This window comes from Cedecea sp. P7760, assembly GCF_013386425.1.
Taxonomy (GTDB): domain Bacteria; phylum Pseudomonadota; class Gammaproteobacteria; order Enterobacterales; family Enterobacteriaceae; genus Cedecea; species Cedecea selenatireducens.
The window spans coordinates 72,971-96,504 of record NZ_JACARU010000026.1 but is presented as its reverse complement, the minus strand read 5'-3'; the positions used below and the strand labels follow the sequence as shown (position 1 = coordinate 96,504).

At 55.2% G+C, this 23,534-nt stretch carries 28 protein-coding genes; 19 read left to right on the top strand and 9 right to left on the bottom strand.

Features of this window, described 5'->3' with window-relative positions:
- The first annotated feature begins 31 nt into the window (after window positions 1–31).
- The 3 genes from HX778_RS11840 to HX778_RS11830 are packed head-to-tail and all read left to right on the top strand — an operon-like array spanning window position 32 to window position 2,201.
- Window positions 32–574 (top strand): hypothetical protein, encoded by a 543-nt coding sequence (locus HX778_RS11840; RefSeq protein WP_176982072.1) that lies wholly within the window; start codon window positions 32–34, stop codon window positions 572–574.
- Between the two features lie 48 nt (window positions 575–622).
- Complete coding sequence (locus tag HX778_RS11835) at window positions 623–880, top strand: excisionase family protein (protein WP_176982071.1); 258 nt, start codon at window positions 623–625, stop codon at window positions 878–880.
- A 34-nt stretch (window positions 881–914) separates the two neighbouring features.
- A complete protein-coding gene (locus tag HX778_RS11830; protein WP_176982070.1) occupies window positions 915–2,201 on the top strand; it encodes a site-specific integrase in 1,287 nt (428 codons plus the stop codon).
- A gap of 35 nt (window positions 2,202–2,236) precedes the next feature.
- Here HX778_RS11830 and fliE read toward each other — a convergent pair whose 3' ends face one another.
- A complete protein-coding gene (gene fliE, locus HX778_RS11825) occupies window positions 2,237–2,551 on the bottom strand; it encodes a flagellar hook-basal body complex protein FliE (protein WP_038481626.1) in 315 nt (104 codons plus the stop codon).
- A gap of 229 nt (window positions 2,552–2,780) precedes the next feature.
- Here fliE and fliF point away from each other — a divergent pair, with 229 nt between their 5' ends.
- From fliF to rcsA, 14 genes are all read left to right on the top strand, one after another.
- The gene (gene fliF, locus HX778_RS11820; protein ID WP_038481623.1) at window positions 2,781–4,475 is read left to right on the top strand and encodes a flagellar basal-body MS-ring/collar protein FliF; all 1,695 of its coding nucleotides are present in this window, start codon (window positions 2,781–2,783) and stop codon (window positions 4,473–4,475) included.
- Window positions 4,472–5,464: a flagellar motor switch protein FliG gene (gene fliG / locus HX778_RS11815; protein WP_038481620.1), complete on the top strand. Its 993-nt coding sequence runs from the start codon at window positions 4,472–4,474 to the stop codon at window positions 5,462–5,464. Before fliF ends, fliG begins: the two co-directional genes overlap by 4 nt.
- Complete coding sequence (fliH, locus tag HX778_RS11810) at window positions 5,457–6,152, top strand: flagellar assembly protein FliH (RefSeq protein ID WP_038481617.1); 696 nt, start codon at window positions 5,457–5,459, stop codon at window positions 6,150–6,152. The genes fliG and fliH overlap by 8 nt, the downstream gene beginning before the upstream one ends.
- Window positions 6,152–7,510 carry a flagellar protein export ATPase FliI gene (fliI, locus tag HX778_RS11805; RefSeq protein WP_038481615.1) on the top strand — a complete coding sequence of 453 codons (1,359 nt, stop codon included), beginning with the start codon at window positions 6,152–6,154 and terminating at the stop codon, window positions 7,508–7,510. Before fliH ends, fliI begins: the two co-directional genes overlap by 1 nt.
- A 12-nt stretch (window positions 7,511–7,522) precedes the next feature.
- Window positions 7,523–7,966, top strand: a complete 444-nt coding sequence (gene fliJ, locus HX778_RS11800) for a flagellar export protein FliJ (RefSeq protein WP_038481612.1) — start codon at window positions 7,523–7,525, stop codon at window positions 7,964–7,966.
- Window positions 7,963–9,213 (top strand): flagellar hook-length control protein FliK, encoded by a 1,251-nt coding sequence (locus HX778_RS11795; protein ID WP_176982069.1) that lies wholly within the window; start codon window positions 7,963–7,965, stop codon window positions 9,211–9,213. The genes fliJ and HX778_RS11795 overlap by 4 nt, the downstream gene beginning before the upstream one ends.
- Before the next feature lie 121 nt (window positions 9,214–9,334).
- On the top strand, window positions 9,335–9,802 hold the full coding sequence (gene fliL, locus HX778_RS11790; RefSeq protein WP_038481606.1) for a flagellar basal body-associated protein FliL: 468 nt from the start codon (window positions 9,335–9,337) through the stop codon (window positions 9,800–9,802).
- A gap of 4 nt (window positions 9,803–9,806) precedes the next feature.
- Window positions 9,807–10,811, top strand: a complete 1,005-nt coding sequence (gene fliM / locus HX778_RS11785; RefSeq protein WP_038481602.1) for a flagellar motor switch protein FliM — start codon at window positions 9,807–9,809, stop codon at window positions 10,809–10,811.
- Window positions 10,808–11,218 carry a flagellar motor switch protein FliN gene (gene fliN / locus HX778_RS11780; protein WP_008458131.1) on the top strand — a complete coding sequence of 137 codons (411 nt, stop codon included), beginning with the start codon at window positions 10,808–10,810 and terminating at the stop codon, window positions 11,216–11,218. Before fliM ends, fliN begins: the two co-directional genes overlap by 4 nt.
- Window positions 11,219–11,599, top strand: a complete 381-nt coding sequence (gene fliO, locus HX778_RS11775; protein ID WP_176982068.1) for a flagellar biosynthetic protein FliO — start codon at window positions 11,219–11,221, stop codon at window positions 11,597–11,599.
- Complete coding sequence (gene fliP, locus HX778_RS11770) at window positions 11,599–12,339, top strand: flagellar type III secretion system pore protein FliP (protein ID WP_038481596.1); 741 nt, start codon at window positions 11,599–11,601, stop codon at window positions 12,337–12,339. Before fliO ends, fliP begins: the two co-directional genes overlap by 1 nt.
- 12 nt (window positions 12,340–12,351) lie before the next feature.
- Window positions 12,352–12,621: a flagellar biosynthesis protein FliQ gene (fliQ, locus tag HX778_RS11765; protein WP_008458124.1), complete on the top strand. Its 270-nt coding sequence runs from the start codon at window positions 12,352–12,354 to the stop codon at window positions 12,619–12,621.
- Window positions 12,618–13,403: a flagellar biosynthetic protein FliR gene (gene fliR / locus HX778_RS11760; RefSeq protein WP_038481591.1), complete on the top strand. Its 786-nt coding sequence runs from the start codon at window positions 12,618–12,620 to the stop codon at window positions 13,401–13,403. The genes fliQ and fliR overlap by 4 nt, the downstream gene beginning before the upstream one ends.
- A 346-nt stretch (window positions 13,404–13,749) precedes the next feature.
- Window positions 13,750–14,373 (top strand): transcriptional regulator RcsA, encoded by a 624-nt coding sequence (rcsA, locus tag HX778_RS11755; RefSeq protein WP_176982067.1) that lies wholly within the window; start codon window positions 13,750–13,752, stop codon window positions 14,371–14,373.
- Window positions 14,374–14,787: 414 nt separating this feature from the next.
- On the opposite strand, the gene dsrB is transcribed toward rcsA, so the two are convergent.
- Complete coding sequence (gene dsrB / locus HX778_RS11750; protein ID WP_038481586.1) at window positions 14,788–14,976, bottom strand: protein DsrB; 189 nt, start codon at window positions 14,974–14,976, stop codon at window positions 14,788–14,790.
- Window positions 14,977–15,106: 130 nt separating this feature from the next.
- On the opposite strand from dsrB, the gene yodD reads away from it, so the two are divergent.
- Window positions 15,107–15,340: a YodD family peroxide/acid resistance protein gene (gene yodD / locus HX778_RS11745; RefSeq protein ID WP_038481583.1), complete on the top strand. Its 234-nt coding sequence runs from the start codon at window positions 15,107–15,109 to the stop codon at window positions 15,338–15,340.
- Between the two features lie 440 nt (window positions 15,341–15,780).
- Here yodD and dgcQ read toward each other — a convergent pair whose 3' ends face one another.
- The 3 genes from dgcQ to HX778_RS11730 all read right to left on the bottom strand — a co-directional run bounded on the left by dgcQ (window position 15,781) and on the right by HX778_RS11730 (window position 18,812).
- Window positions 15,781–17,448 carry a cellulose biosynthesis regulator diguanylate cyclase DgcQ gene (gene dgcQ, locus HX778_RS11740; RefSeq protein ID WP_176982066.1) on the bottom strand — a complete coding sequence of 556 codons (1,668 nt, stop codon included), beginning with the start codon at window positions 17,446–17,448 and terminating at the stop codon, window positions 15,781–15,783.
- A gap of 177 nt (window positions 17,449–17,625) precedes the next feature.
- Window positions 17,626–17,805, bottom strand: a complete 180-nt coding sequence (locus tag HX778_RS11735; RefSeq protein WP_038481580.1) for a YodC family protein — start codon at window positions 17,803–17,805, stop codon at window positions 17,626–17,628.
- Between the two features lie 92 nt (window positions 17,806–17,897).
- Complete coding sequence (locus tag HX778_RS11730) at window positions 17,898–18,812, bottom strand: DUF808 family protein (RefSeq protein WP_176982065.1); 915 nt, start codon at window positions 18,810–18,812, stop codon at window positions 17,898–17,900.
- Window positions 18,813–18,984: 172 nt separating this feature from the next.
- On the opposite strand from HX778_RS11730, the gene yedA reads away from it, so the two are divergent.
- Window positions 18,985–19,902 (top strand): drug/metabolite exporter YedA, encoded by a 918-nt coding sequence (yedA, locus tag HX778_RS11725; protein WP_038481578.1) that lies wholly within the window; start codon window positions 18,985–18,987, stop codon window positions 19,900–19,902.
- Here yedA and HX778_RS11720 read toward each other — a convergent pair whose 3' ends face one another.
- The 4 genes from HX778_RS11720 to drpB form a co-directional block, all read right to left on the bottom strand.
- Window positions 19,903–20,403, bottom strand: a complete 501-nt coding sequence (locus tag HX778_RS11720) for a very short patch repair endonuclease (RefSeq protein WP_176982064.1) — start codon at window positions 20,401–20,403, stop codon at window positions 19,903–19,905.
- Window positions 20,404–20,415: 12 nt separating this feature from the next.
- The gene (locus tag HX778_RS11715; RefSeq protein ID WP_176982063.1) at window positions 20,416–21,825 is read right to left on the bottom strand and encodes a DNA cytosine methyltransferase; all 1,410 of its coding nucleotides are present in this window, start codon (window positions 21,823–21,825) and stop codon (window positions 20,416–20,418) included.
- A gap of 97 nt (window positions 21,826–21,922) precedes the next feature.
- Entirely contained in the window at window positions 21,923–22,618 is a 696-nt protein-coding gene (locus HX778_RS11710) for a phosphohydrolase (RefSeq protein WP_038481569.1), read from the bottom strand.
- 165 nt (window positions 22,619–22,783) lie between these two features.
- Window positions 22,784–23,056, bottom strand: a complete 273-nt coding sequence (gene drpB / locus HX778_RS11705) for a cell division protein DrpB (RefSeq protein WP_176982062.1) — start codon at window positions 23,054–23,056, stop codon at window positions 22,784–22,786.
- Between the last annotated feature and the right edge of the window lie 478 nt (window positions 23,057–23,534).

Sequence of the window (23,534 nt, the reverse complement as noted above, 5' to 3'; positions counted from 1 at the left end):
ACGGCGGGTTTTGTTGTTTATGGAGGATGTGATGACTTTATTAGAGATTTTGGTGAAAGAGCTTCCTAAGCGTGGCGGGTGGCCATCAGAGAACATCCATGCGCTCGTGCAAGGGCGCACAGGAAATATTTATCGAGCTGGCGGCGGTTCATCCCTCTTGGGTTTTGCGCTCGCCGATGATTGGGAATTGGCAGAGGTCACACGAGAGCAATACGAAGCTGCACTAGTGGCATCTAAGAAGCCCGAGTGGGATGGCGATTATCCAATCCCAGCAGGCACTGAGGTTGAGGTTCATTTTGAAGGCGATGATAGTCGCGTGTGGACTCGCTTCCGCGTCGAGTACATGGCAGGTGAAATCGTTGTTCTGCATGACTACAGAATTGATAACGTTGATGCATACAAGCACAAAACCTTGAGCTTCCGCCCTATCCGTTCAGAAGCAGACAGGAAGCGCGATTTAGCCGTAAGTGCAATGGCAGACATCTGTCGCAACTCTGCTAGTAATGCGCACTCAGCAGAGCTTATCTACGATGTCATCGCTACCGGAGGGATGCCCGGAATCCGCATCGAATAATCATCGCTAAATCCGGCCACTGAGCCGGTTTTTTATTGGGAGGAAGTTATGAGTGAAGTGATTCAACTAGTGCCTAATAAGTGGGTAACCGAAGAGAAGTTGATGCAAATTACAGGACTGCGGGAGGGGACGATAAAGAGAGCAAGGAAGGCATCATGGATGCAGGGAAGGCAATATCTTCACGTTTCTCCAGAAGGTGAGCCGAAGCCGACTAGCGAGTGCATGTATAACCTGGCCGAGATAAACGTGTGGATTGAGCGTCAGGCATCGAATCAGCCAGGTGCTGTTGCACGGAAAAAAGCTTAACCTACCGATTCTTTTTATCCACTAAGGAGCAGTAATGACTAAAGTCAGCTATCCGCCAGGCGTAGAGAACCATGGAGGTTTTTTGCGCATATGGTTTATGTACAAGGGATCGAGGGTGAGGGAGAAACTGAGCATCCCGGACACGCCAAAAAACAGGAAGTCTGCAGGAGACCTCAGGTCTGCCGTCTGCTTTGCGATTAAGACCGGTTCATTCAGCTATTCAGCACAGTTCCCTGATTCGATTAACCTTTCTAAATTTGGCGAGGAAAGGATCGATATAACAGTGGGTGAGTTATGTGAAAAATGGCTTTCCCTCAAGGAAATAGACATCTGCAACAACACTATGGGTCGGTATAAGTCTGCAGCGAGAAACACTCTGCCGATGCTCGGAGAATTCACCCTTCTGTCTTCCATTAATCAGGAAAAGATGATGTCACTGAGGAAGTCACTTCTCACAGGCATGCAGAACCCAAAGCGCGGCCATAAGTCGATAGTTAAAGGTCGTTCAGTAGCAACGGTAAATTTCTACATGGGTGTTATCTACGGGATGATGGGCTTTGCTAAAGCCAATGGCTATATCAGCGAAAATCCCATGGATGGGATGTCTCCGCTTCGCCGTTCCAAAGTAGAGCCAGATCCTCTTACTCGTGATGAATTTGTTCGACTGATTGATGCATGTTCAAATCGACAGGTTAAGAACTTCTGGTCCTTGGCCGTGTATACGGGATTGAGGCATGGTGAGATGTGTGGCATTGCATGGGAAGACATTGACCTCAAAGCTGGAACTTTGACCGTCAAAAGAAACCATACCTTAACCAAAGAGTTCACCCCGCCAAAAACAGACGCGGGCACAGACAGGGTCATCATACTTATTGATGCTGCTCTGGAGGTTTTGCGCGATCAGGCTGAACTAACCAGATTAGGAAAACAACATGAGATCGATGTGGTTTTAAGGGAGTACAAAAAGAAGGAGGTACACAAATGCACCTTTGTGTTTAATCCTTCTTTGCATGCAAAGAACGGACGGTCTGGGAATCACTATGCGGTTGGCTCAGTAAATCAGAGTTGGGAGGCAGCAATGCGTCGTGCTGGTTTACGCTATCGTAAAGCGTATCAGTCCAGGCACACATATGCATGTTGGTCATTAACGGCTGGAGCCAACCCAAACTTTATAGCTTCTCAAATGGGACACGCCAATGCCCAGATGGTTTATCAGGTTTACGGAAAGTGGATGACTGATAATGACCGTGAGCAGCTTGCCATCCTGAACCAGAAATTATCGTCATTTGCCCCATCCATGCCCCACGCAAAAGTGGTTTGATTAAATTATTCAGTAAAATCAAATAGCTTAATCACCTACACCTGCATGTTCATCACTTCCTGGTAGGCTGCAACCAGCTTGTTACGTACCTGAATACCCATCGCCAGAGAAACGGAAGATTTTTGCAAATCGACCATTACGTCATTCAGCGCTACGCCAGGGGTGCCCAGGGCAAACTTCTCTGACTGAGCGCGCGCGGTATTGGACGTTTCGCTGATGCGCCCTAAAGCCGCCTGCAGCTCGCCGGCAAAACTGACCGTTGGCGCAGCAGCCGATGCCGCGGGATTGGTCGCCGCCAGCGCGGTCGTCTGAAGTTGTTGCAGTACGCCTTCGATACCCTGAATTGCCATTTTTTAGCCCCGTTTTTGTTAAGCGGGACAAGATTACCACCTTGTCAATAGGATAAAGGCGTTAAATAGACGTAAAAAATAGAGCTAATTCAGCCATCGAAATTTCCCGAAACGAAAATAATGACACTGCCATCCATATGGAACTTTTGTCGTGTTTGTCGACCCGGGAGTCAGTCTTGTTCACTCATTACTCTAAAAATTTTGTCAACGCTAAGCCGCGAGGTGTGGAATGACCACTGCTGCTCAGGCACAAACGCCGCAAAACAAGACTCTTGAGTGGTTGAATCGCCTTCGTGCAAATCCAAGAATTCCGCTGATGATGGGCGGAGCCGCCGCCGTTGCCGTGCTGGTGGCCCTGGTACTGTGGGCAAAAGCGCCTGATTACCGCGTGCTTTACAGCAATCTCGCCGATCAGGATGGGGGCGCGATTGTGACCCAGCTTCAGCAAATGAATATCCCCTACCGCTTCTCAGACAACGGTAGCGCCATTATGGTCCCGGCAGATAACGTCTACGATCTGCGTCTACGCCTGGCTCAGCAAGGTCTGCCGAAAGGCGGTGCCGTGGGCTTCGAGCTTCTGGATCAGGAAAAGTTTGGTATCAGTCAGTTTAGCGAGCAGGTGAACTACCAGCGCGCGCTGGAAGGCGAACTGGCCCGCACTATCGAAACGCTTGGCCCGGTGAAAAACGCCCGCGTTCACCTTGCGATGCCAAAACCTTCTCTGTTTGTTCGTGAGCAAAAATCCCCTTCCGCCTCCGTTACCCTGAGCCTTGAACCTGGCCGCGCGCTGGACGAAGGGCAAATCAACGCCGTCGTGCACATGGTTTCCAGCGCCGTGGCGGGTTTACCGCCGGGTAACGTCACGCTGGTTGACCAGGCAGGCCACCTGCTGACTCAGTCGAACAACGCCGGACGCGATCTTAACGATGCGCAGCTCAAATACGCCAACGACGTTGAAAGCCGCTACCAGCGCCGCATTGAATCTATCCTCGGGCCGATAGTCGGCAACGGCAACGTTCACGCCCAGGTCACCGCGCAGATTGATTTTGCTAATAAAGAGCAGACCGAAGAGCAATACCACCCGAACGGCGATCCGGCTCAAACGGCGGTGCGTTCACGCCAGCTGAACCAGACCTCTCAGGTTAACGGTCAGTTCCCTGGCGGCGTGCCGGGCGCGCTTTCCAACCAGCCCGCTCCGGCTAACACGGCGCCAATTTCAACGCCGCCGCAGAACAATAACCAGGCCAATCAGCAGGCCAATAACGGCCAGCAGAACCAGACCAGCACGTCCAGCCAGAACGGCAGCAGCAACACGTCACGTGACGAAACCACCAACTATGAAGTGGACCGCACCATTCGCCACACCAAGCTGAACGTGGGCGATATCCAGCGCCTGTCGGTAGCCGTGGTAGTGAACTACCGTACGCTTGCCGACGGCAAACCTTTGCCGCTGACCGCCGATCAGATGAAGCAGATTGAAAACCTGACGCGTGAAGCGATGGGCTATTCAGAAACCCGTGGCGACACCCTGAACGTGGTCAACTCTCAGTTTACCGCCACCGAAGACGACGCCGGCAGCAGCCTGCCATTCTGGAAGTCTCCGGCCTTCTTCGACATGCTGCTCTCCGCAGGTCGCTGGCTGATTGTGCTGATTGTTGCCTGGCTGATATGGCGTAAAGCGATTCGTCCGCAGCTGACTCGCCGCGCGGAAATCCTGAAAGCCACTAACGAAGCGAAGCAGAGCGTTAAAGCCGAAGAAGAAGCCGTGGCCGTTACGCTTAGCCGTGACGAGCAACAGCAGCAGCGTAAAGCTAACCAGCGCCTGAGCGCAGAAGTCATGAGTCAGCGAATTCGTGATATGTCCGATAACGATCCTCGCGTAGTCGCGCTGGTGATCCGCCAATGGATGAGTACTGAAATATGAGTATGACCGGAACCGAAAAGAGCGCCATCCTGCTGATGACCATTGGTGAAGACCGCGCCGCGGAGGTGTTCAAGCACCTCAGCCCGCGTGAAGTGCAGCATTTAAGTGCCGCGATGGCGAACACCCATCAGATCTCCAACAAAGTCCTGACCGAAGTGCTGGCGGAGTTTGAGCAGGAAGCGGAACAGTTCGCGGCGCTGAGCATCAACGCCAACGACTACCTGCGTACCGTATTGATCAAGGCGCTGGGCGAAGAACGCGCCTCCAGCCTGCTGGAAGATATTCTCGAAACGCGCGACACCACGAGCGGCATCGAAACGCTCAACTTTATGGAGCCGCAGAGCGCCGCAGACCTTATTCGCGACGAGCACCCGCAGATCATCGCCACCATTCTGGTTCACCTCAAGCGTGGCCAGGCCGCGGACATTCTGGCGCTGTTCGACGAGCGCCTGCGCAACGACGTGATGCTGCGTATCGCCACCTTTGGCGGCGTCCAGCCTGCCGCGCTGGCGGAGCTGACCGAGGTACTGAACAACCTGCTCGACGGCCAGAACCTCAAGCGCAGCAAAATGGGCGGCGTAAGAACCGCTGCGGAAATCATCAACCTGATGAAAACCCAGCAGGAAGAGGCCGTTATTACCGCCGTGCGCGACTTCGACGGCGAGCTGGCGCAGAAAATCATCGACGAGATGTTCCTGTTCGAAAACCTCGTGGCCGTCGACGACCGCAGCATCCAGCGTCTTCTGCAGGAAGTGGAGTCCGAATCTCTGCTTATCGCCCTCAAAGGCGCGGAGCAGGCCCTGCGCGAGAAGTTCCTGCGCAACATGTCCCAGCGTGCGGCGGACATCCTGCGCGACGACCTTGCCAACCGTGGCCCGGTACGTCTGTCGCAGGTCGAAAACGAACAGAAAGCTATCCTGCTCATCGTGCGTCGCCTGGCGGAGACCGGCGAAATGGTAATCGGCACCAGCGAGGATACCTATGTCTAATACGCTGCCATGGAAACGCTGGACGCCTGACGACCTTGCCTTCCCAACGCCGGTTTTCGAAGAGATTGTGATGCCGGAAGCCAGTACAGAAGAGGAAGAGCAGGAAAGCGAGCCGGACCTCCAGCAAACGCTGGCGATGATGCAGGCTCAGGCGCGTGAACAGGGCCACAGCGCGGGCTTTGCCGCAGGGCACGATCAGGGCGTAGAAGAAGGCCGCAAGGCCGGATTCCAGCAGGGGCTTGAGCAGGGCATCAATGAAGCCCGTCAGCAGCAGGCTCCGGTGCACGCACGTATGCAGCAGCTAGTGAGCGAGTTCCAGTACACGCTGGACGCGCTGGACAGCGTTATCGCCTCCCGCCTGATGCAAATGGCGCTGGAAGCCGCTCGCCAGGTCATCGGCGAGACGCCAGCGGTCGATAACAATGCGCTGATCAAACAGATTCAGGGACTGCTGATGCAGGAGCCGTTGTTCAGCGGTAAACCGCAGCTTCGCGTCCACCCGGATGATTTGCAGCGGGTAGAAGAAATGCTGGGTGCCACGCTAAGCCTGCACGGCTGGCGCCTTCGCGGTGACCCAGGCCTGCATCAGGGCGGCTGCAAAGTCTCCGCCGATGAGGGCGATCTCGACGCCAGCGTGGCAACCCGCTGGCAAGAACTTTGCCGTCTGGCCGCGCCGGGAGTGCTCTGATGACCGCCCGCCTCACCCGTTGGCTGAACACACTCGATAACTTCGAAGCGCGGATGGTAGAACTGCCGTCCGTTCGTCGCTACGGCCGCCTGACCCGCGCCACCGGCCTGGTTCTGGAAGCCACCGGCCTGCAGCTGCCGCTCGGGGCAACCTGCATCATTGAGCAGCACGATCGCGAAGTCGAATGTGAAGTGGTCGGTTTTAACGGCCACAAGCTGTTCCTGATGCCGCTCGAAGAAGTCGAAGGCATTTTGCCAGGGGCCAGGGTTTATGCCCGCTCGGCCACGGCGGAAGGCCTGCACAGCGGTAAAAAATTACCGCTCGGCCCGGCGCTGCTGGGGCGCGTGCTTGACGGCAGCGGTCGCCCGCTCGACGGCCTGCCTTCACCGGATACCGACCTGATGGGCGCGCTTGGCGCTGCGCCGTTTAACCCGCTCCAGCGTACGGCCATTGAACATGTCCTCGACGTTGGCGTACGCCCGATTAACGCCCTGCTGACCGTAGGTCGCGGCCAGCGTATGGGCCTGTTTGCCGGCTCCGGCGTCGGTAAAAGCGTCCTGCTCGGCATGATGGCGCGTTACACCCAGGCCGACGTAATCGTCGTGGGCCTGATAGGCGAACGTGGGCGCGAAGTAAAAGATTTTATCGAGAACATTCTCGGTGCTGAAGGCCGTGCGCGTTCGGTAGTCATTGCCGCTCCGGCGGACGTTTCCCCGCTGCTGCGCATGCAGGGCGCCGCCTACGCCACGCGTATCGCAGAAGACTTCCGCGACCGTGGCCAGCACGTGCTGCTGATCATGGACTCGCTGACCCGTTACGCGATGGCGCAGCGTGAAATTGCCCTCGCCATCGGCGAACCGCCGGCCACCAAAGGCTATCCGCCTTCGGTATTCGCCAAGCTCCCGGCGCTGGTTGAACGCGCGGGCAACGGCATTCACGGCGGTGGTTCGATTACCGCTTTTTATACCGTACTCACCGAAGGCGACGATCAGCAGGACCCGATTGCCGACTCCGCGCGAGCCATTCTTGACGGCCACATTGTGCTGTCGCGCCGCCTGGCAGAAGCGGGCCACTACCCGGCCATCGACATCGAAGCTTCTATCAGCCGTGCCATGACATCGTTGATTACCGAGCAGCATTACGCCCGGGTACGTCGTTTCAAACAGCTGTTATCCAGCTTCCAGCGCAACCGTGATTTGGTCAGCGTGGGGGCTTACGCCAAAGGCAGCGATCCGATGCTCGATAAGGCCATTGAACTGTGGCCGCATCTGGAAGCATTCCTGCAACAAGGCATTTTTGAACGCGCAAGCTGGGAAGAAGCCTGCCTCGCACTGGAGGCGCTCTTCCCAACGGTTTGATGAGAGGTGACCATGAACCAAAACAGCGCACTGGATACATTACGTGAGCTCGCCGCCCAGGAAGTAGAAAAAGCGGCGATTCGTTTAGGGGAGATGCGCCGGGGCTGTCAACAGGCAGAAGAGCAGCTCAATATGCTGATTAACTATCAGTTTGAGTACAGCAACAGCCTGAATAACAACATGAGCCAGGGGATTGCCAGCACCCGCTGGCAAAACTACCAGCAGTTTATACGCACGCTGGAAAAAGCTATCGACCAGCACCGCCAGCAGCTGATGCAGTGGACCAATAAAGTCGACCAGGCATTGGGCGCGTGGCAGGAAAAACAAAAGCGCCTGCAGGCATGGCAAACCCTGCAGGACAGAAAGGCAGCGGAGCTGTTGCTCGCAGAGAACAGACTCGATCAGAAGCAGATGGACGAATACGCCCAGCGGGCCACATTGAGGAAAGGTGAATGATCGCATTGCCAAAAATTCTGTTAAACAACGGGGCCGATACCGCTGCGACCGGGGATGTAAAAGGTACGGGCGCGGATGGCAAAGGCTTCGGCGAAGGCTTTTTAGATTTGCTGAGTAAAGCGCTGCCGGGCAAGGTCGAGCTGGAAGACGGCAAATCTCTGCCTCTGGGCGCGGCCTTAAGCAAAGTCGCGGCCACTAACGCAGCGAAAGGCGACGCCAAAGACGGCCAGACGGTGCTGAACGAATTGCTCAGTACGCCGGAGCAGCCAGAAGCGCTGTCCGCCCTGCTCGCCTCCATCGGTAAAACCGACGCGAGCGGCAAGCCAGAACTGGCAGATAAAGACGCCAAAAGCGACAAGCCGCTGAGCGACGCCGAGCTGCAAACGCTGAGCGCACTGCTTGCCATGCTGCCGCAGCCGGTTTCCGCCGCACAGCCCGCGACGCTGGGTAAAACCGGTGCCAGCATCGATACAAAAGCGTTATCTGCGTTGACCACGGCGGGTAATTCCGCAGGCAAAAGCGCCACGGATAGCCTGCTGCCGGCCGACGCTAACGTTAAAAAAGCAGCCCCGGCAACCTCGGCCCTTGTTGACAGCAAAACCGCAGCGGCAACGGCTGCCTCCATGGCTCAGCAGCCCGCTGACGACAAAGCCCAACTGGCCGCCAACAAAGGTGGCGACGGCCGTGACAACGCGCCTCTGCAGGTAAATAACACGGCCCCGGTTACGCCTCAGATAACCCCGGCCATCAGCAGCGCCACCATCGCCACCCCGACGACCACGCACATCGCCACCCCAACGGCGCCGATGATCAGCGCCCAGTTGGGAAGCCATGAGTGGCAACAGCAGATTTCTCAGCACGTGACGCTGTTCACCCGCCAGGGCCAGCACAGCGCCGAGCTGAGATTGCACCCGGAAGATCTCGGTCAGGTGCAAATTAGTCTAAAACTAGAAGATAACCAGGCGCAGCTGCAGATGATGTCCCCGCACAGCCACGTGCGTGCCGCGCTGGAAGCCGCGTTGCCAACCCTGCGCACGGCGCTGGCGGAAAGCGGTATTCAACTGGGGCAGAGCAACATCAGCAGCGAAAGCTTTGCCCAGCAGCAATCTGGCCAACAGCAACAGCAGCAAAGCGCCCGCGGCACGGAGCGTTTCTCGCTTAACGGCAGCGACGCAGAACCGTTGCCGGTGGCCGATAGCCTGCAGCGTCTGGCCAACAGCAACGGCGCGGTGGATATCTTTGCCTGAGCCCCGTTGACGGGTAAACGCCAGAGCTAGCGACAATAAACGCGTGTTTTCCGGGCTTTGACCGCCCGGAGACACGGGATAATTGCTATTCAGCAGTACCGATACAGGAATAAAGCGTTCAATGACTGATACCGCTATCACGAAAGGCCGTAAGCGCGCCATCTGGGTGCCGATACTGGTTCTTATCACACTCGCCGCATGCGCAACCGCAGGCTATAGCTACTGGCGCATGCAGCAAACGCCAGCCACTGCCCAGGCCAAAGCGCCTGAGCCACCGCCTGCGCCAGTGTTCTTCGCTCTGGATACCTTTACCGTCAATCTGGGTGATGCGGATCGCGTCCTGTACATCGGCGTTACGCTTCGCCTGAAAGATGAAGCCACCCGCCAGCGCCTGAGCGAATTCCTGCCGGAAGTCCGCAGCCGCCTGCTGCTGCTGTTCTCTCGTCAGGATGCCAACCAGCTCGCCACCGATGCGGGCAAGCAGAAGCTGGTAGAAGCGATCAAAACTACTCTGGCGCCGCCTCTGGTCGCCGGGCAACCTCAACAGGTAGTCAGCGACGTGCTGTATACCGCCTTTATTTTGCGGTAACTCCATGGGCGACAGTATTCTTTCTCAGGCCGAAATCGATGCGCTGTTAAACGGCGACAGTGAGAATAAAGACGAGCCGAAGGCCGGGACGCCGGGCGAAACCGACATTCGTCCTTATGACCCGAACACCCAGCGTCGCGTTGTGCGTGAGCGCCTGCAGGCGCTGGAAATCATTAACGAGCGTTTTTCTCGTCAGTTCCGTATGGGGCTGTTTAACCTGCTGCGCCGTAGCCCGGACATTACCGTCGGGGCGATTCGTATTCAGCCGTACCACGAGTTTGCCCGCAACCTGCCGGTGCCAACCAACCTGAACCTGATCCACCTTAAGCCGCTGCGCGGCACCGGGCTGCTGGTCTTTTCACCAAGCCTGGTGTTTATTGCGGTCGACAACCTGTTCGGCGGTGACGGGCGCTTCCCGACCAAAGTGGAAGGCCGCGAGTTCACCCACACCGAGCAGCGCGTTATCAACCGCATGTTGAAGCTGGCGCTGGAATCCTACAGCGACGCGTGGAAGGCGATTTATCCGCTGGACGTGGAATACGTTCGTTCGGAAATGCAGGTCAAGTTTACCAATATCACCACGTCGCCTAACGACATCGTGGTTAACACCCCGTTCCACGTCGAAATTGGCAACCTGACCGGTGAGTTCAACATCTGTCTGCCGTTCAGCATGATTGAGCCGCTGCGCGAGCTGCTGGTGAATCCTCCGCTGGAGAACTCACGTCAGGAAGATCAAAGCTGGCGCGACACCCTGGTGCGTCAGGTGCAGCATTCCGAGCTGGAGTTGGTGGCGAACTTCGCCGATATCCCGCTGCGGTTGTCCCAAATCCTAAAACTGAAACCTGGCGATGTGCTGCCCATCGAAAAGCCAGATCGTATTATCGCGCATGTAGACGGCGTGCCGGTATTGACCAGCCAGTACGGCACGGTCAACGGCCAGTATGCCCTGCGCGTCGAACATTTGATCAACCCGATATTGAATTCGCTGAATGAGGAACAGCCCAAATGAGTGATATTAATCAACCGTCCGATGACAATGCAGGCTCAGTGGACGATCTGTGGGCTGATGCGTTAAACGAGCAGAAAAGTTCCGGAAAAAGTACCGCAGACAACGTGTTCCGCGCGCTGGAAGGTAATGATATTGCCGGTAACGTGCAGGATATCGACCTGATTATGGATATTCCGGTCAAACTGACCGTCGAACTGGGCCGCACCCGTATGACCATCAAAGAGCTGCTGCGCCTGACGCAGGGTTCCGTGGTGGCGCTCGACGGGCTGGCCGGTGAGCCGCTGGATATTCTGATCAACGGTTACCTGATTGCCCAGGGTGAAGTGGTGGTGGTGGCCGACAAATACGGCGTGCGTATTACCGACATCATTACCCCATCAGAACGTATGCGTCGCCTGAGCCGCTAAATGAAAACCCAGGCCACCGTCAGTCAGCCTACCGTCAACGCCAGCTCGCCGCTTGTTCAGGTAAGCGGCGCGTTGGCCGGTATTGTGATTTTTATCCTGGTGGCCGCCTGGCTGGCCAGGCGCTTTGGTTTCACCGGCGCGGGCGTTGGCGCAAAAAAGTCGCTGAATATTAGCGCCAGCGTGAGCGTAGGCCCGCGCGAGCGCGTGGTGGTGGTGGACGTTGAGGACGCTCGCCTGGTGCTCGGCGTGACGTCCACCCAAATAACCCATCTGCACACATTGCCTCCGGCGCCTGCCGCAGACGTTGTGGAAAAAGCGCCTGCGCCTGCTGATTTCCAGAAAGTGATGAAGAACCTGCTTAAACGTAACGGGAAAGATTGATGAAACGGTTGCTAACGCTCTCGTTACCGGGCTTATTTTTGCTGCTCCCTGCCGCCGCCTTTGCGCAGTTACCGGGCCTGATAAGCCAGCCCCTCGCCAACGGCGGGCAGAGCTGGTCGCTGCCGGTGCAAACGCTGGTCTTTATTACTTCCCTGACCTTCCTGCCGGCCATTCTGCTGATGATGACCAGCTTCACGCGCATCATTATTGTGTTTGGCCTGCTGCGTAACGCCCTCGGCACCCCGTCCGCCCCCCCTAACCAGGTGCTGGTCGGCCTGGCTTTGTTTCTGACCTTTTTTATTATGTCGCCGGTGTTCGACAAAATTTATAGCGACGCCTACCAGCCTTTCAGCGAAGACAAAATATCGATGGAAGTCGCCATCGATAAAGGCGCTCAGCCGCTGCGTGAGTTTATGCTGCGCCAGACGCGTGAAGCAGACCTGGCGCTGTTTGCTCGCCTCGCCAATACGCAGCCGCTGCAGGGACCGGAAGCCGTGCCTATGCGCATCTTGCTGCCGGCTTACGTCACCAGCGAGCTGAAAACGGCGTTCCAGATTGGCTTTACGGTGTTTATTCCGTTCCTGATTATTGACCTCGTGATTGCCAGCGTCCTGATGGCGCTCGGGATGATGATGGTTCCCCCTGCGACAATTGCCCTGCCCTTTAAGCTGATGCTTTTCGTGCTGGTAGACGGCTGGCAGCTGTTGGTGGGTTCATTAGCGCAAAGTTTTTACAGCTAGCGGAGAGAGAAAATGACGCCAGAATCGGTCATGATGATGGGCACCGAAGCCATGAAGGTCGCCCTTGCCCTTGCGGCACCTCTGCTGCTGGTGGCGCTGATAAGCGGCCTGGTCATCAGCCTGCTGCAGGCGGCGACGCAGATTAACGAAATGACGCTGTCTTTCATTCCAAAAATCCTGGCGGTGTTCGTGACTATCGTTATCGCCGGGCCGTGGATGCTCAACCTGCTGCTGGACTACATGCGCTCTCTGCTGACTAATCTGCCGAACACCATTGGATGATCCACGTTGACAGCAACCAGTGGCTTAACTGGCTGAGTCTCTATTTTTGGCCGCTGCTGCGCGTGCTCGCGCTTATCATGTCGGCGCCAATTCTTAGCGAGCGTTCGATCCCCAAGCGCGTCAAAATCGGCCTCGGCCTGATGATAACTTTCATCATCGCGCCTTCCCTGCCCGCAACCGGCGTAACGATTTTTTCCGCCGCCGGGTTTTGGCTGGCAATGCAGCAAATTCTTATTGGCGTAGCGCTGGGTTTTACGATGCAGTTCGCGTTTGCCGCCGTGCGTACCGCCGGGGAAATTGTTGGCCTGCAGATGGGCCTTTCCTTTGCCACGTTCTTCGATCCCGGCAGCCGCCTCAACATGCCGGTACTGGCCAGGTTTCTGGATATTCTGGCGATGCTGCTGTTTCTCACCTTTAACGGCCATTTATGGCTGATTTCGATGCTGGTCGATACCTTTCACACCTTGCCCATCGGCGGCAATCCGATCAACGGCAACGCCTTTATGGCGCTGACGCGAGCAGGCGGGCTTATATTCCTCAATGGCCTGATGCTGGCGCTGCCGTTAGTCACTTTGTTACTTACCCTTAACATCGCCCTGGGCCTGTTAAACCGTATGGCGCCCCAGCTATCGGTATTTGTTATCGGCTTTCCGGTCACCTTGTCTATCGGGATGCTAATTTTTATGGTAATGATGCCGCTTATCGCCCCCTTCACCGAGCATTTATTCGGCGAGATTTTTGACCTTCTCGCGGATATAGTCAGCGAAATCCCCGCAAATTAATTCCCACACCTTTCATGATGCCTCTCTGAGGATATTCCTAAAAAAAATTGTTAATAACATCCGCCAAGATATATCTGGCGCGGAATATAAGTTTTTACCTTGCTCACAATACGCAACATTCACTTTACTTTAAGAACATTCCTGGCAAATTATAGGCAACTTTCCGGGATAGTGATTTCGCCTTTTAAATTATTAATAATGGTTACCCAAAATAATTCGAACTGCGGAAATGCGGCGGGCGGGTTTTGCCCTGAGATTGACCTCGTCAGTCACTGGTAAAACCAGTACAGCTTTCAATCTGCACTGCGGCTTATTGCGGGTATAACGCGCTTAGTGAGGGTTTGCTATGTCAACGATTATTATGGACTTATGCAGCTATACCCGGCTGGGGCTTGTCGGCTACTTAGCCAGCCGCGGGGTTAGAAAACGGCACATTACAGATGTAGAAACGGTAGAACAGCTGGCACAGGCATGCCGGTTGCAGGCACCCAGCGTGGTGTTTATTAATGAAGACTGCTTTATTCATGACCCGGAAAGCAATCAGCAAATAAAGCAGATCATTAATCAACATCCAGGGACGCTATTTTTAGTCTTTATGGCTATTGCCAATATTCATTTTGATGAATATCTGCTGGTTCGGGAAAACCTGTTGATCAGTTCGAAATCCATCAAGCCTGAATCTTTAGACGATATTTTAGCGGAATACTTAGCAAAAAATGCACAATGTATTGGACATATTAATTTGCCGACACTTTCTCTTAGTCGCACAGAGTCCAGCATGCTGAAAATGTGGATGTCAGGACAGGGAACGATTCAAATCTCCGATCAAATGAACATCAAGGCAAAAACCGTTTCATCGCATAAAGGGAATATTAAACGCAAAATCAAGACCCACAACAAGCAGGTGATATATCATGTAGTTCGCCTCACCGATAACGTCACCAACGGTATTTTTGTTAACCTTCGGTAGCTTTTTTTACTTGCGCCTCTCCCCTACGCCTTTAAGGCCGTGGTATTTAATCTCTGACGGTGTCAGAGATTAAATACAAGCTCACGACACCCATAACCGTAACAAAACCGCAACAACGAGCGTGACCTCAACAGCAGCAAACCCTGAAGAAGCAAAATCGTAAGGTATATTAAGCGATGAAATATTCGCTGATTACGCCGATTTTTGCGGCGGTTATCGTGCCAGGCGATCGCTCTCTTTCGCTGCTCCCGGCAGCCCAACCCCGCCTGAGTTGGGTCATAGCCGGGGGTGATGAGAGCCGGGAACAAATCTTCCCCTCACCCCGTCCCTCTCCCAGAGGGAGAGGGGGAAAACAGCCAACGTGGAACATTTTTTATTCCCTCTCCCTTCCAGGGTGAGGTTCATCCCCAAAACCTACTCGTCCCTCTCCACGAAAATCCCGTCCGGGTGCCCGGACTCGTTGAAGAACCAGATCCCCAGCGGGTAATCCTCCAGCGCCACGAGATACATCGTCCCCTCGTTAAACGGCTCCACCGCCAGAACAACGCCCGAACGTCGCGGGCCTCCGTCGGTCTTAACGGTCACCCGATCGTTGATTTTCATGGTTATTTCCTCCAGATACATTGTTTGCCATTGTAGATCAAAAAGCCCTTCAGCGCCCTCTCTGCGGACGGTCTGGCGCATTATCTGAAGCGTCTATACTTAAGGCTGGTAGTCAGGCGAGGGTAAAGTGATGAAGACCGTGAAAATGAGCGGTAACGCGGCGCATCAGGACACGGAAGTCGATGTTGACGCGCTGCTGGCCGCCATCAATGAAATTAGCGAGAGCGATATCCGGCACGCCGGCAACGATGAGCACCCGCAACGAGTGAGCGTTGATGGCCGGGAATGGCATAGCTATAAGGAACTGGCGGATGCTTTTGAGCTGGATATTCGGGATTTCAGCGTGAACGAAATTAATCGCTAAGAAAAGCATCCCGGCCGGGGAGCCGGGATGAAAACTTGCTTAAGCAAGAAGCACTTGAAATTCGTTACATCAGGAAATCTGATGTGTTGACCACATTACCTTAAATTTTATTGAATACAAGGATATATTCTTTTAAAGAATGGAGAGACGCTACCTTATTGATGTGGTGAATTTGATGCTAATTGCTTATGAAACGTATTTTTTTTGCCATCCCCCTGAGCTCAAACAAAAGTGACCACCTGATAAAAATGAGATTTATCCTAAACCACCCGGTCCCTTCCTTCCCATTATCTCAGCGCAAACTCAGCAAACTTCCCCGTAGGCAGCAGTGTATGACGCGGCAAAACATTACCCTTATTTCTGCAACGGCTCCCGCTTACACCGCGAACAAAACATCAGCAGTGCTTATATGATATAGCGGACATCGTTCGCGGGAAGGATCAGTCCTGGGTGCAAACCTGATTGCGGCCGTTTTGCTTCGCTTTGTATAAACGCCTGTCGGCAATCGACTGCAGGTGTTCAAAATCATAATCATGGCGCTCATGCGCGCAGCTGACGCCAAACGAGGCGCTGATTTTAATGGTTTCACCGGCCATCAGAAGCAACTCTTTGGTATGAATCCTTAATCTAATACGCTCTGCCACTTTCGCGGCTGCAGGAAGGTTAGTTCCCGGCAGCAGGACGCAGAACTCTTCGCCGCCCACTCGCCCGGCCACGTCTTCCTCACGCAGGGCTGAGCTTAGCAGCGCTGCAGCGTGAGCCAGGACCTTATCCCCGGCGTGATGCCCATAGCGATCGTTAATCCCTTTGAAGAAGTCGAGATCCATCTGGATAACCGAAAAAGGTTTATCCTCGCGTTGGCAATCCTGGGCGAGACCGTGGGCAATATCGAAGAACGCGCCACGATTGTAGAGCCGGGTAAGGGTATCGTAATTCGCACGCCAGCTAAGCGTCTGCTGCAGGGTCAGCATGTTATTCACCAGCCGGCGGATGATTCGCCAGGAAATAAGCAGCATCAGCGTAAAGAGCAGCCAAAGCACCGTCAGCACAATGCTGATCCGACCAAACTCTCCCTGAACGCCCTCGCCCAGGGTATGCACCTTGATCAACACGCCGTCAAAGTTCATCAGCTTCGCCCACGTCACGAAGCGGGTATCCATCCGCAGCTCACCTTCTTCTCCGTTTTCCATGGAGCGTGCAATCTCGGCCTGTTGTTTTTCGTTAAACACCGGCGCGAGCGACACGTGGTCAGCCGCCGTAGCAATCAGCGAGAACTGTCTGTCAAACAGCATAACCTTGCCTTCATAGCGATCGTGAGAAAGCGCCTGGAGGAATTCGTGCATGCCGTTGATAGGGAAATCCATCGCCAGCACGCCATACCAGCGGTTATTCAGATCAAGCGGCACCGACGCGGTGATTATTTGCCCGCTGTGGCTGCCGGGGTTATCGGTGTGGGTCCACTGGAGGCCACGACCGGGGTTATTTTCCGGTGACTGGGCGACAAAATAGGGCTGGGCAATCAAACGATGGTAGAGCGAAACAATCGCCGGGTCGTTTTCCGGTGGCGTGCTGGAAAGGAAAAAGCCCGCCCTTGAGGCGTAAAATACCCGCCGTTGCAGGTCCCGCTTAGCGTCGGCAAGCTGCATGATGTAGCTGAACTCCAGCGCCGCCTCCAGCTCCGGATAAAGCCAGTTTTCATCGCGGCCAAGCAGGCTGTTATGGGCGACAAATTCGTCGGAAACGCCGCTAACCGGCATGCCACGATTAAGATCCAGCTTCAGCTGCCAGTAAGGTTGCGTTCGCTGGATGGCGAAATCTGCCAGCGTTTTACGGGAAATGTCCGTCGAAATAGGCGACTGCAGCGCGTAGTGCATGGTATTGCGGTAAAACAACAGGTTATCGATGCTGTGCTGCAGCTGCCGGTCCAGCGCGGTAGCGACGTTATCCAGGCTATTGCGCTGGTTAGAGATATAGGCTGATTCCAGCACCGCCACTTCGCGCCAGGTCAGCAGCGTTGAACAAAGAAACACCACAACAAAACAGAGGTTTACCACCCGCTGCGGTCTTTTATAGCGGCTTAAAAACCGCTCAAATGCGTTACCGATCAAGGGGGAGACTCCCTGGCTGGTGGCCTAAGCCGCCGTTATCAACTCCTCCCGGAAATGCCGGAAGAATGAAATCATGGCAGATTTTGCCATCGCGGCGGCGCTTTGTCGAAGATAGCCCACGCTACGGCGGCATAAAAAAACCCGGCAATGCCGGGTTCAGTTAGAGAACCAGAGGCTTCACGCCTGGTGATGCTCTCTGGTTTCAACAGGCGCCAGGTCGTCCTCACGGAACGCCTCGCGCTTTACGCCATAACCGTCGTACCACCGGCACTCCACCATGCCACTGGAATAACCCGTGACTATCATGCGAGGACCACCGTTTTTACGCCGGACTTCATCGCTGACCACATAGACCATTGCCGCCTCCGGCGTTAGGGGTGAAAACCTCTAAAGGTATAGCCAATGGTCAGCGTTTTTTCCTGACTAAAGCGATATTTTTCTTCTCGAACTTAGTGCGAAGCGCTGCCCCGCAGGTGATTTATGCCATTCACCACGAGCAGCACAATACCGCCGGCGATAAAGCCGAGCACCAGATTAGCAAGCGTGGGGCCGACAAGCTCCACAACGCCGCCCAACTGGCCCGCCCATTGCTCAATGCCGTGATGCAGCACCGGCACACCGTGTACCAGAATGCCGCCGCCAACCAGGAACATCGCCAGCGTGCCAACAATCGTGAGGATCTTCATGAGCCACGGCGCAAGAACAAGCAGCCCTTTGCCCACCATCCGGGCCAGCGCCGCGCGTTTATCCACCAGCCAATAGCCCAGGTCGTCGATTTTCACAATCATCCCAACCAGCCCGTAGACGCCAATAGTCACCAGAATCGCGATACCGGCCAGGATGAGTACCTGATTCAGCAGCGGCGCTTCGGCCACAATGCCCAGCGTAATGGCGACGATTTCCGCCGAAAGAATAAAGTCGGTACGCACTGCCCCTTTTACTTTGTCTTTCTCAAAAGCCATCGGATCCTGGGCAGCTATAGATTCCAGCCTCGCCTGCTTTTCCTCCGCGCTTTCCTTGTGCTTGCTCGCCTTTATGCTGTGCAGCACCTTTTCCACGCCTTCAAAACATAAAAATGCCCCGCCCACCATCAGCAACGGCGTAATTGCCCAGGGAGCAAAGGCGCTGATAATCAGCGCCAGCGGCACCAGAATCAGTTTATTGATAAACGACCCTTTTGCCACACTCCAGACGACGGGCAGTTCCCGGTTAGCGCGAACGCCCGACACCTGTTGGGCATTAAGCGAAAGGTCATCGCCCAGTACGCCAGCCGTTTTTTTTGCCGCGAGTTTGCCCATCACGGAAATGTCGTCCAGCAGCGTGGCGATGTCGTCGAGCAATGTCAGTAAGCTACTTCCAGCCAAAATATCTGTCCTTATTGATTTCGTTACCCAAGAGTATGAAGCAAAATCGCCGCCGCGAAAATTACTCGTCTTTGTCAATGTAAATTAACATTACATCAACAAGTAAAAGGCTCGCTATCCGCTGCCTTTTGGCGTTAACTATCGGCCTGAAATTGAAGCCTGGTGAGGGAATATGCGTCTTCGTTCTGGCCAATTGTTGCCGCTGATTGCGGCTCTTTTCGCGCTGTATATCATCTGGGGATCGACCTATTTTGCCATCGCCATTGGGGTAAAAAGCTGGCCGCCGTTTATGATGGCCGGCGTGCGTTTTCTCTGCGCTGGCGTGATATTAACGGCTATTTTGCTTTTCCGGGGGCACAAGCTGCCGCGCCTGCGGCCAATGCTTAATGCCGCGCTGATAGGCGTCCTGCTTCTGGCGGTTGGCAACGGCTTTGTGACGCTTGCCGAGCACCAACACGTTGCTTCCGGCATTGCTGCGGTGATGGTTGCCACCGTGCCGCTGTTTACCCTCTGCTTCAGCCGCCTGTTCGGGATTAAAACCCGCAAGCTGGAGTGGCTGGGCATTGCCATTGGCCTGGCGGGCATTTTGTTGCTGAACAGCGGCGGCAACCTCAGTGGAAATCCGACGGGCGCGTTGTTGATTCTCATTGGCTCATTAAGCTGGGCATTTGGCTCGGTTTACGGCTCGCGGATCGAGCTGCCCGAAGGGATGATGGCGGGCGCCATTGAGATGTTAGCGGCGGGCATTGTCGCCCTTTGCGTTTCGGCCCTGAGCGGCGAACGCTTAACGGCTATGCCGGATGCCGCAGGCTTCCTGGCGGTAGGCTATCTGGCGCTGTTTGGCTCCATGATCGCCATCAGCGCCTATATGTACCTGATTCGTAATGTTTCCCCGGCCGTAGCGACCAGCTATGCCTACGTTAACCCGGTCGTCGCCGTGCTGCTGGGCACCACCTTTGCGGGCGAAAACCTTTCGCCGATTGAATGGCTGGCGCTGGGCATCATCATTTTTGCCGTGGTGCTGGTCACGCTGGGCAAATATCTCTTCCCAGCCAAACCGGTTGTTGAGACTTGTGAAGTAGAAAAATAGCTACTCTGCGGCCAGCGTTTGCTGGTCGCCTTCATCCCGCTGATGTATTCCGGTCACGTTAATTTCTGCGCTACGCCCGCCGCTGCAAATCCACTCTTCTAAACGTTCACACAGCGCCCGATCGCTCATTTTCTCGCGGCCACGCAGCGCGCATTCCCAAACCACCAGTACCCGCCAGCCCCGCGCCAGTAAAAGCCCGACATCGCGTTTATCTCTTGCCACATTGCGGCCGATCTTATCCAGCCAGAAGTCGGTGCGCGTGGCCGGGACCTTAAACAGGTGGCAGTCGTGGTGATGCCAGAAACAGCCGTGGGTAAAGATAACGCAGCGGAATTCATCCACCACAAAGTCCGGCTTGCCGGGCAGGGCTGCGTCCTGAACGCGGAAGCTAAATCCGCATTCGGCCAGCAGCGCGGCAAGGCGTTTTTCAATGGCGGTGTCGCGCGTAGCAATGGCTCGCATGTTTTTACTGCGTATAGCTTTGCTGTGTACATCCGCCATATCTTTCTCCGCTTAGCGCTTTTTCACCACTTGCTTGATGACCGGCTCCAGCAGTTTTGCCACTGCGGCAAACGCGGGAACGACTACGGAGTTACCAAACTGGCGGTAAGCCTGAGTGTCGGACACGGGAATGCGGAACGCTTTGCCCTTCGGTGATTCAAAGCCCATCAGCCTGGCGCATTCACGCGGCGTCAGGCGGCGCGGCCTGTTCAGCTGATTATCGGGATCGTTAAAGTTAACCTCGCCCAGCGCCTTGTCCCAGCCACGATCGATCAGGATCTCCGCGCCATCCTTAAAGTAACGGGCCGACAGCGTTCTGGCCACGCTTGCCGGATTGGTCGGGTCAACCAGCCCGTAGCCGAAGCCGTTCCCTTTGGCCTGGTGCTTCTTCGCGTAGTTATAGAGGTATTTCCACAGCGTCGGGGTCAGAACATATTTTGCTTCGACTTCATCATCCAGCAGCTCACCAAACGTCGGGCGACGAGCCGGATAAAAATCGCTGAGCCTTGCCAGCGTCACCGCAGAGTCCAGGTTCAGGTCACGGCGCGTGCCGACCAGCACGATGCGCTCGCGATGCTGCGGCAGGAAGTTTTTGCCATCGACAATTTTCGGGTCATTGCGCCCGGTGACGGCGGCATCGGCCACGTCATAGCCCAGCTCGTCCAGCGTCTGCATGATGATGCGGAACGTGTTGCCTTTGTCGTGGCTCTTCAGGTTTTTAACGTTTTCCAGCACGAAAATCGGCGGACGTTTGGCGGCAATAATTCGCGCCACGTCGAAGAACAAGGTGCCCTGGGTTTCACAGGCAAAGCCGTGCGCGCGCCCAAGGGCGTTTTTCTTCGACACGCCCGCCAGGGAAAACGGCTGGCAGGGGAAGCCGGCCAGCAGCACATCGTGGTCGGGCAGCGTGGCCTGAATGTGTTTCGTCGCCTGCTCGTCCGTCACGTCGCCGCGGTTGCTGAGCGTCACGTCACGAATATCTTCATTAAACTGATGCTGCGCCGGGTCGCAATACCAGTTTGCCTTGTAGGTTTTCACCGCATGTTTGTTCCATTCGCTGGTAAACACGCACTGGCCGCCAATCGCCTCAAAGCCGCTGCGAATGCCGCCGATGCCGGCAAACAGGTCGATAAAGCGGAAGGCATAGCGGCCATGATGCGACGGCGGCGACGGCAGCATACTTTGCAGCATCTGCACTTCCACCTCGGTTAAGCCCCGTGGCGCAGACTTGCCGTTATACCAGCGGTTCAGGGATTCGCGCGTCCAGTCACCTCCCACCTGTCGCAGGCGCAGGGCGACGGTTTTTTGATCGTAGATTTCGAGTAAGCGGCTGACCAGGGCGTGATCTTCTTCTTGCTGAGTTTGTTTGTGGCGCTGTGCCTGAAGGGAGAGGTGTTCTGCTATCGCGTCAAGATCGTTCATCGTGAACCAAAGATGGGAAAAGGGAGTGAAACTGTATCACTGATTTGACCCAGAGAGAACGGAAACAGCCCGCAGACTGAACTGCGGGCCGGGAAGATTAAGCCTGTGATTTAAAACGCTGCAGAACCTGCTCGTCTACCTGCAGATAGTCGCCTTTCAGCTCGGCGCACAGCTTCGCCATATAGCCCACGAGGAAATCCGCATTGTGGTGCGCCAGCGCTCGCCCGGCTTCGGTCTGCATTGAGTCCGGCAGGCGCAGAAGCTTTTTCTGAAAATGATCCACCGAGTACTGCGTATCATCCAGCTCGCGGCGCTCGGCCAGCGGATCGTCGCTGTCAAACAGCGAGCGCCCCAGCGCCCCGGAGACATAAAACACGCGCGCGAGGCCTATCGCCCCCAGCGATTCCAGCCTGTCCGCGTCCTGCACCACTTTTGCTTCCAGCGTCTGCGGCGCAATGGCGGCGCTAAAGCTGTGGGCCCGCACCGCATGGGCTACGTCGTCATACAGCTCGCGGGGAAAGTCCGGGAAGTGCGTTTCCAGAATACGCAGCGTTTCCTGCGCGGCCTGCGTTGAGGCCAGATGGCGCTCCGGGTGATTCTTGGGCAGGTTAACAATGTCATGGAAATAACAGGCGGTCAGCACCACAAGCCTGTCGGCCTCGGTCCCTTCCATAATATGCTGAGCGGTTTTCCATACTCGCCGAAAATGCGCCACGTCATGGGCCTTGTCGTCCTGCGCCCAGTTCTCAATCAGATACTGCTCAAACTGCTGCTGCCAGCGGGCAATCGGCATACACGTACTCCCCTTCTCGTGAAAAGCGCAAGTTTGAGTATAACCAGATTGATGACAATAATATGACAACATCAATGCAGGCTGGGGACGCGGGAGTGAAGGCAGGTAAGGCGGGGGAACGCGCAGAGCCACAGACAAATGCGGCTCTGCCTAAGAAAGTTCGTTTTAATGCTGGCGATTATCGCGGACGCGGGCAGGATAAACACGTGGCCGGGTATACCAGGCAACCCAGCCCAGCACTGCCGCAACGGAGCCAAGTACCAGCAACCCCATTAATGCGCCAAGCAATTTCCCGCCGAAGGTGCCCAGATCGCCGCTGGTGACCCCACTGACGACCCAAAAATAACGCACCATCGCCCAAACGATGTACAAACAAAAAGCATAAAACAGCCACAGCGCAATTTTTCCACCGGGGCTGCGAGTTGGTTTCGCATCCATAACGTTCGACCTAACTTTTTCAACTGAAACAAAAACGGGCTGTCGACGGCAGGTCCCCCACCGTCTTAATGTGATTTTTATCACACTAACGGATTAGATGAACCGCTATAAGCGTTAAATTTTGTTTCAAATCAAAGCTTATAGGGCATTAATCAGCATTGACAACCGGGTTTGATTTAGCTTAAGGAAAGTTCTTAATCGTGGTGACGCCTCTCGCCGGAGGGGCGTTTATCTTTCTCTCTGTCTCTTATCCCACGTTCTTTCAAAATCTTCCGGGAGAATTCTGTCGCTCCGCAGTTATTCCGTTCACCTGTAGGTCTGTTTACACTGCACGTTTAGAGCACGGTGAACGTGTCAGGGAGATAACGCCATCACCCAAACATTCAGGGTCGATGAGAGCCGGGAACAAGGGTGTGGCTGTAGGTCTTGAAGCAGCTGTAACGTTCTGTGTAGCTGCGGGTTTGAAGCGAGGCTCGGT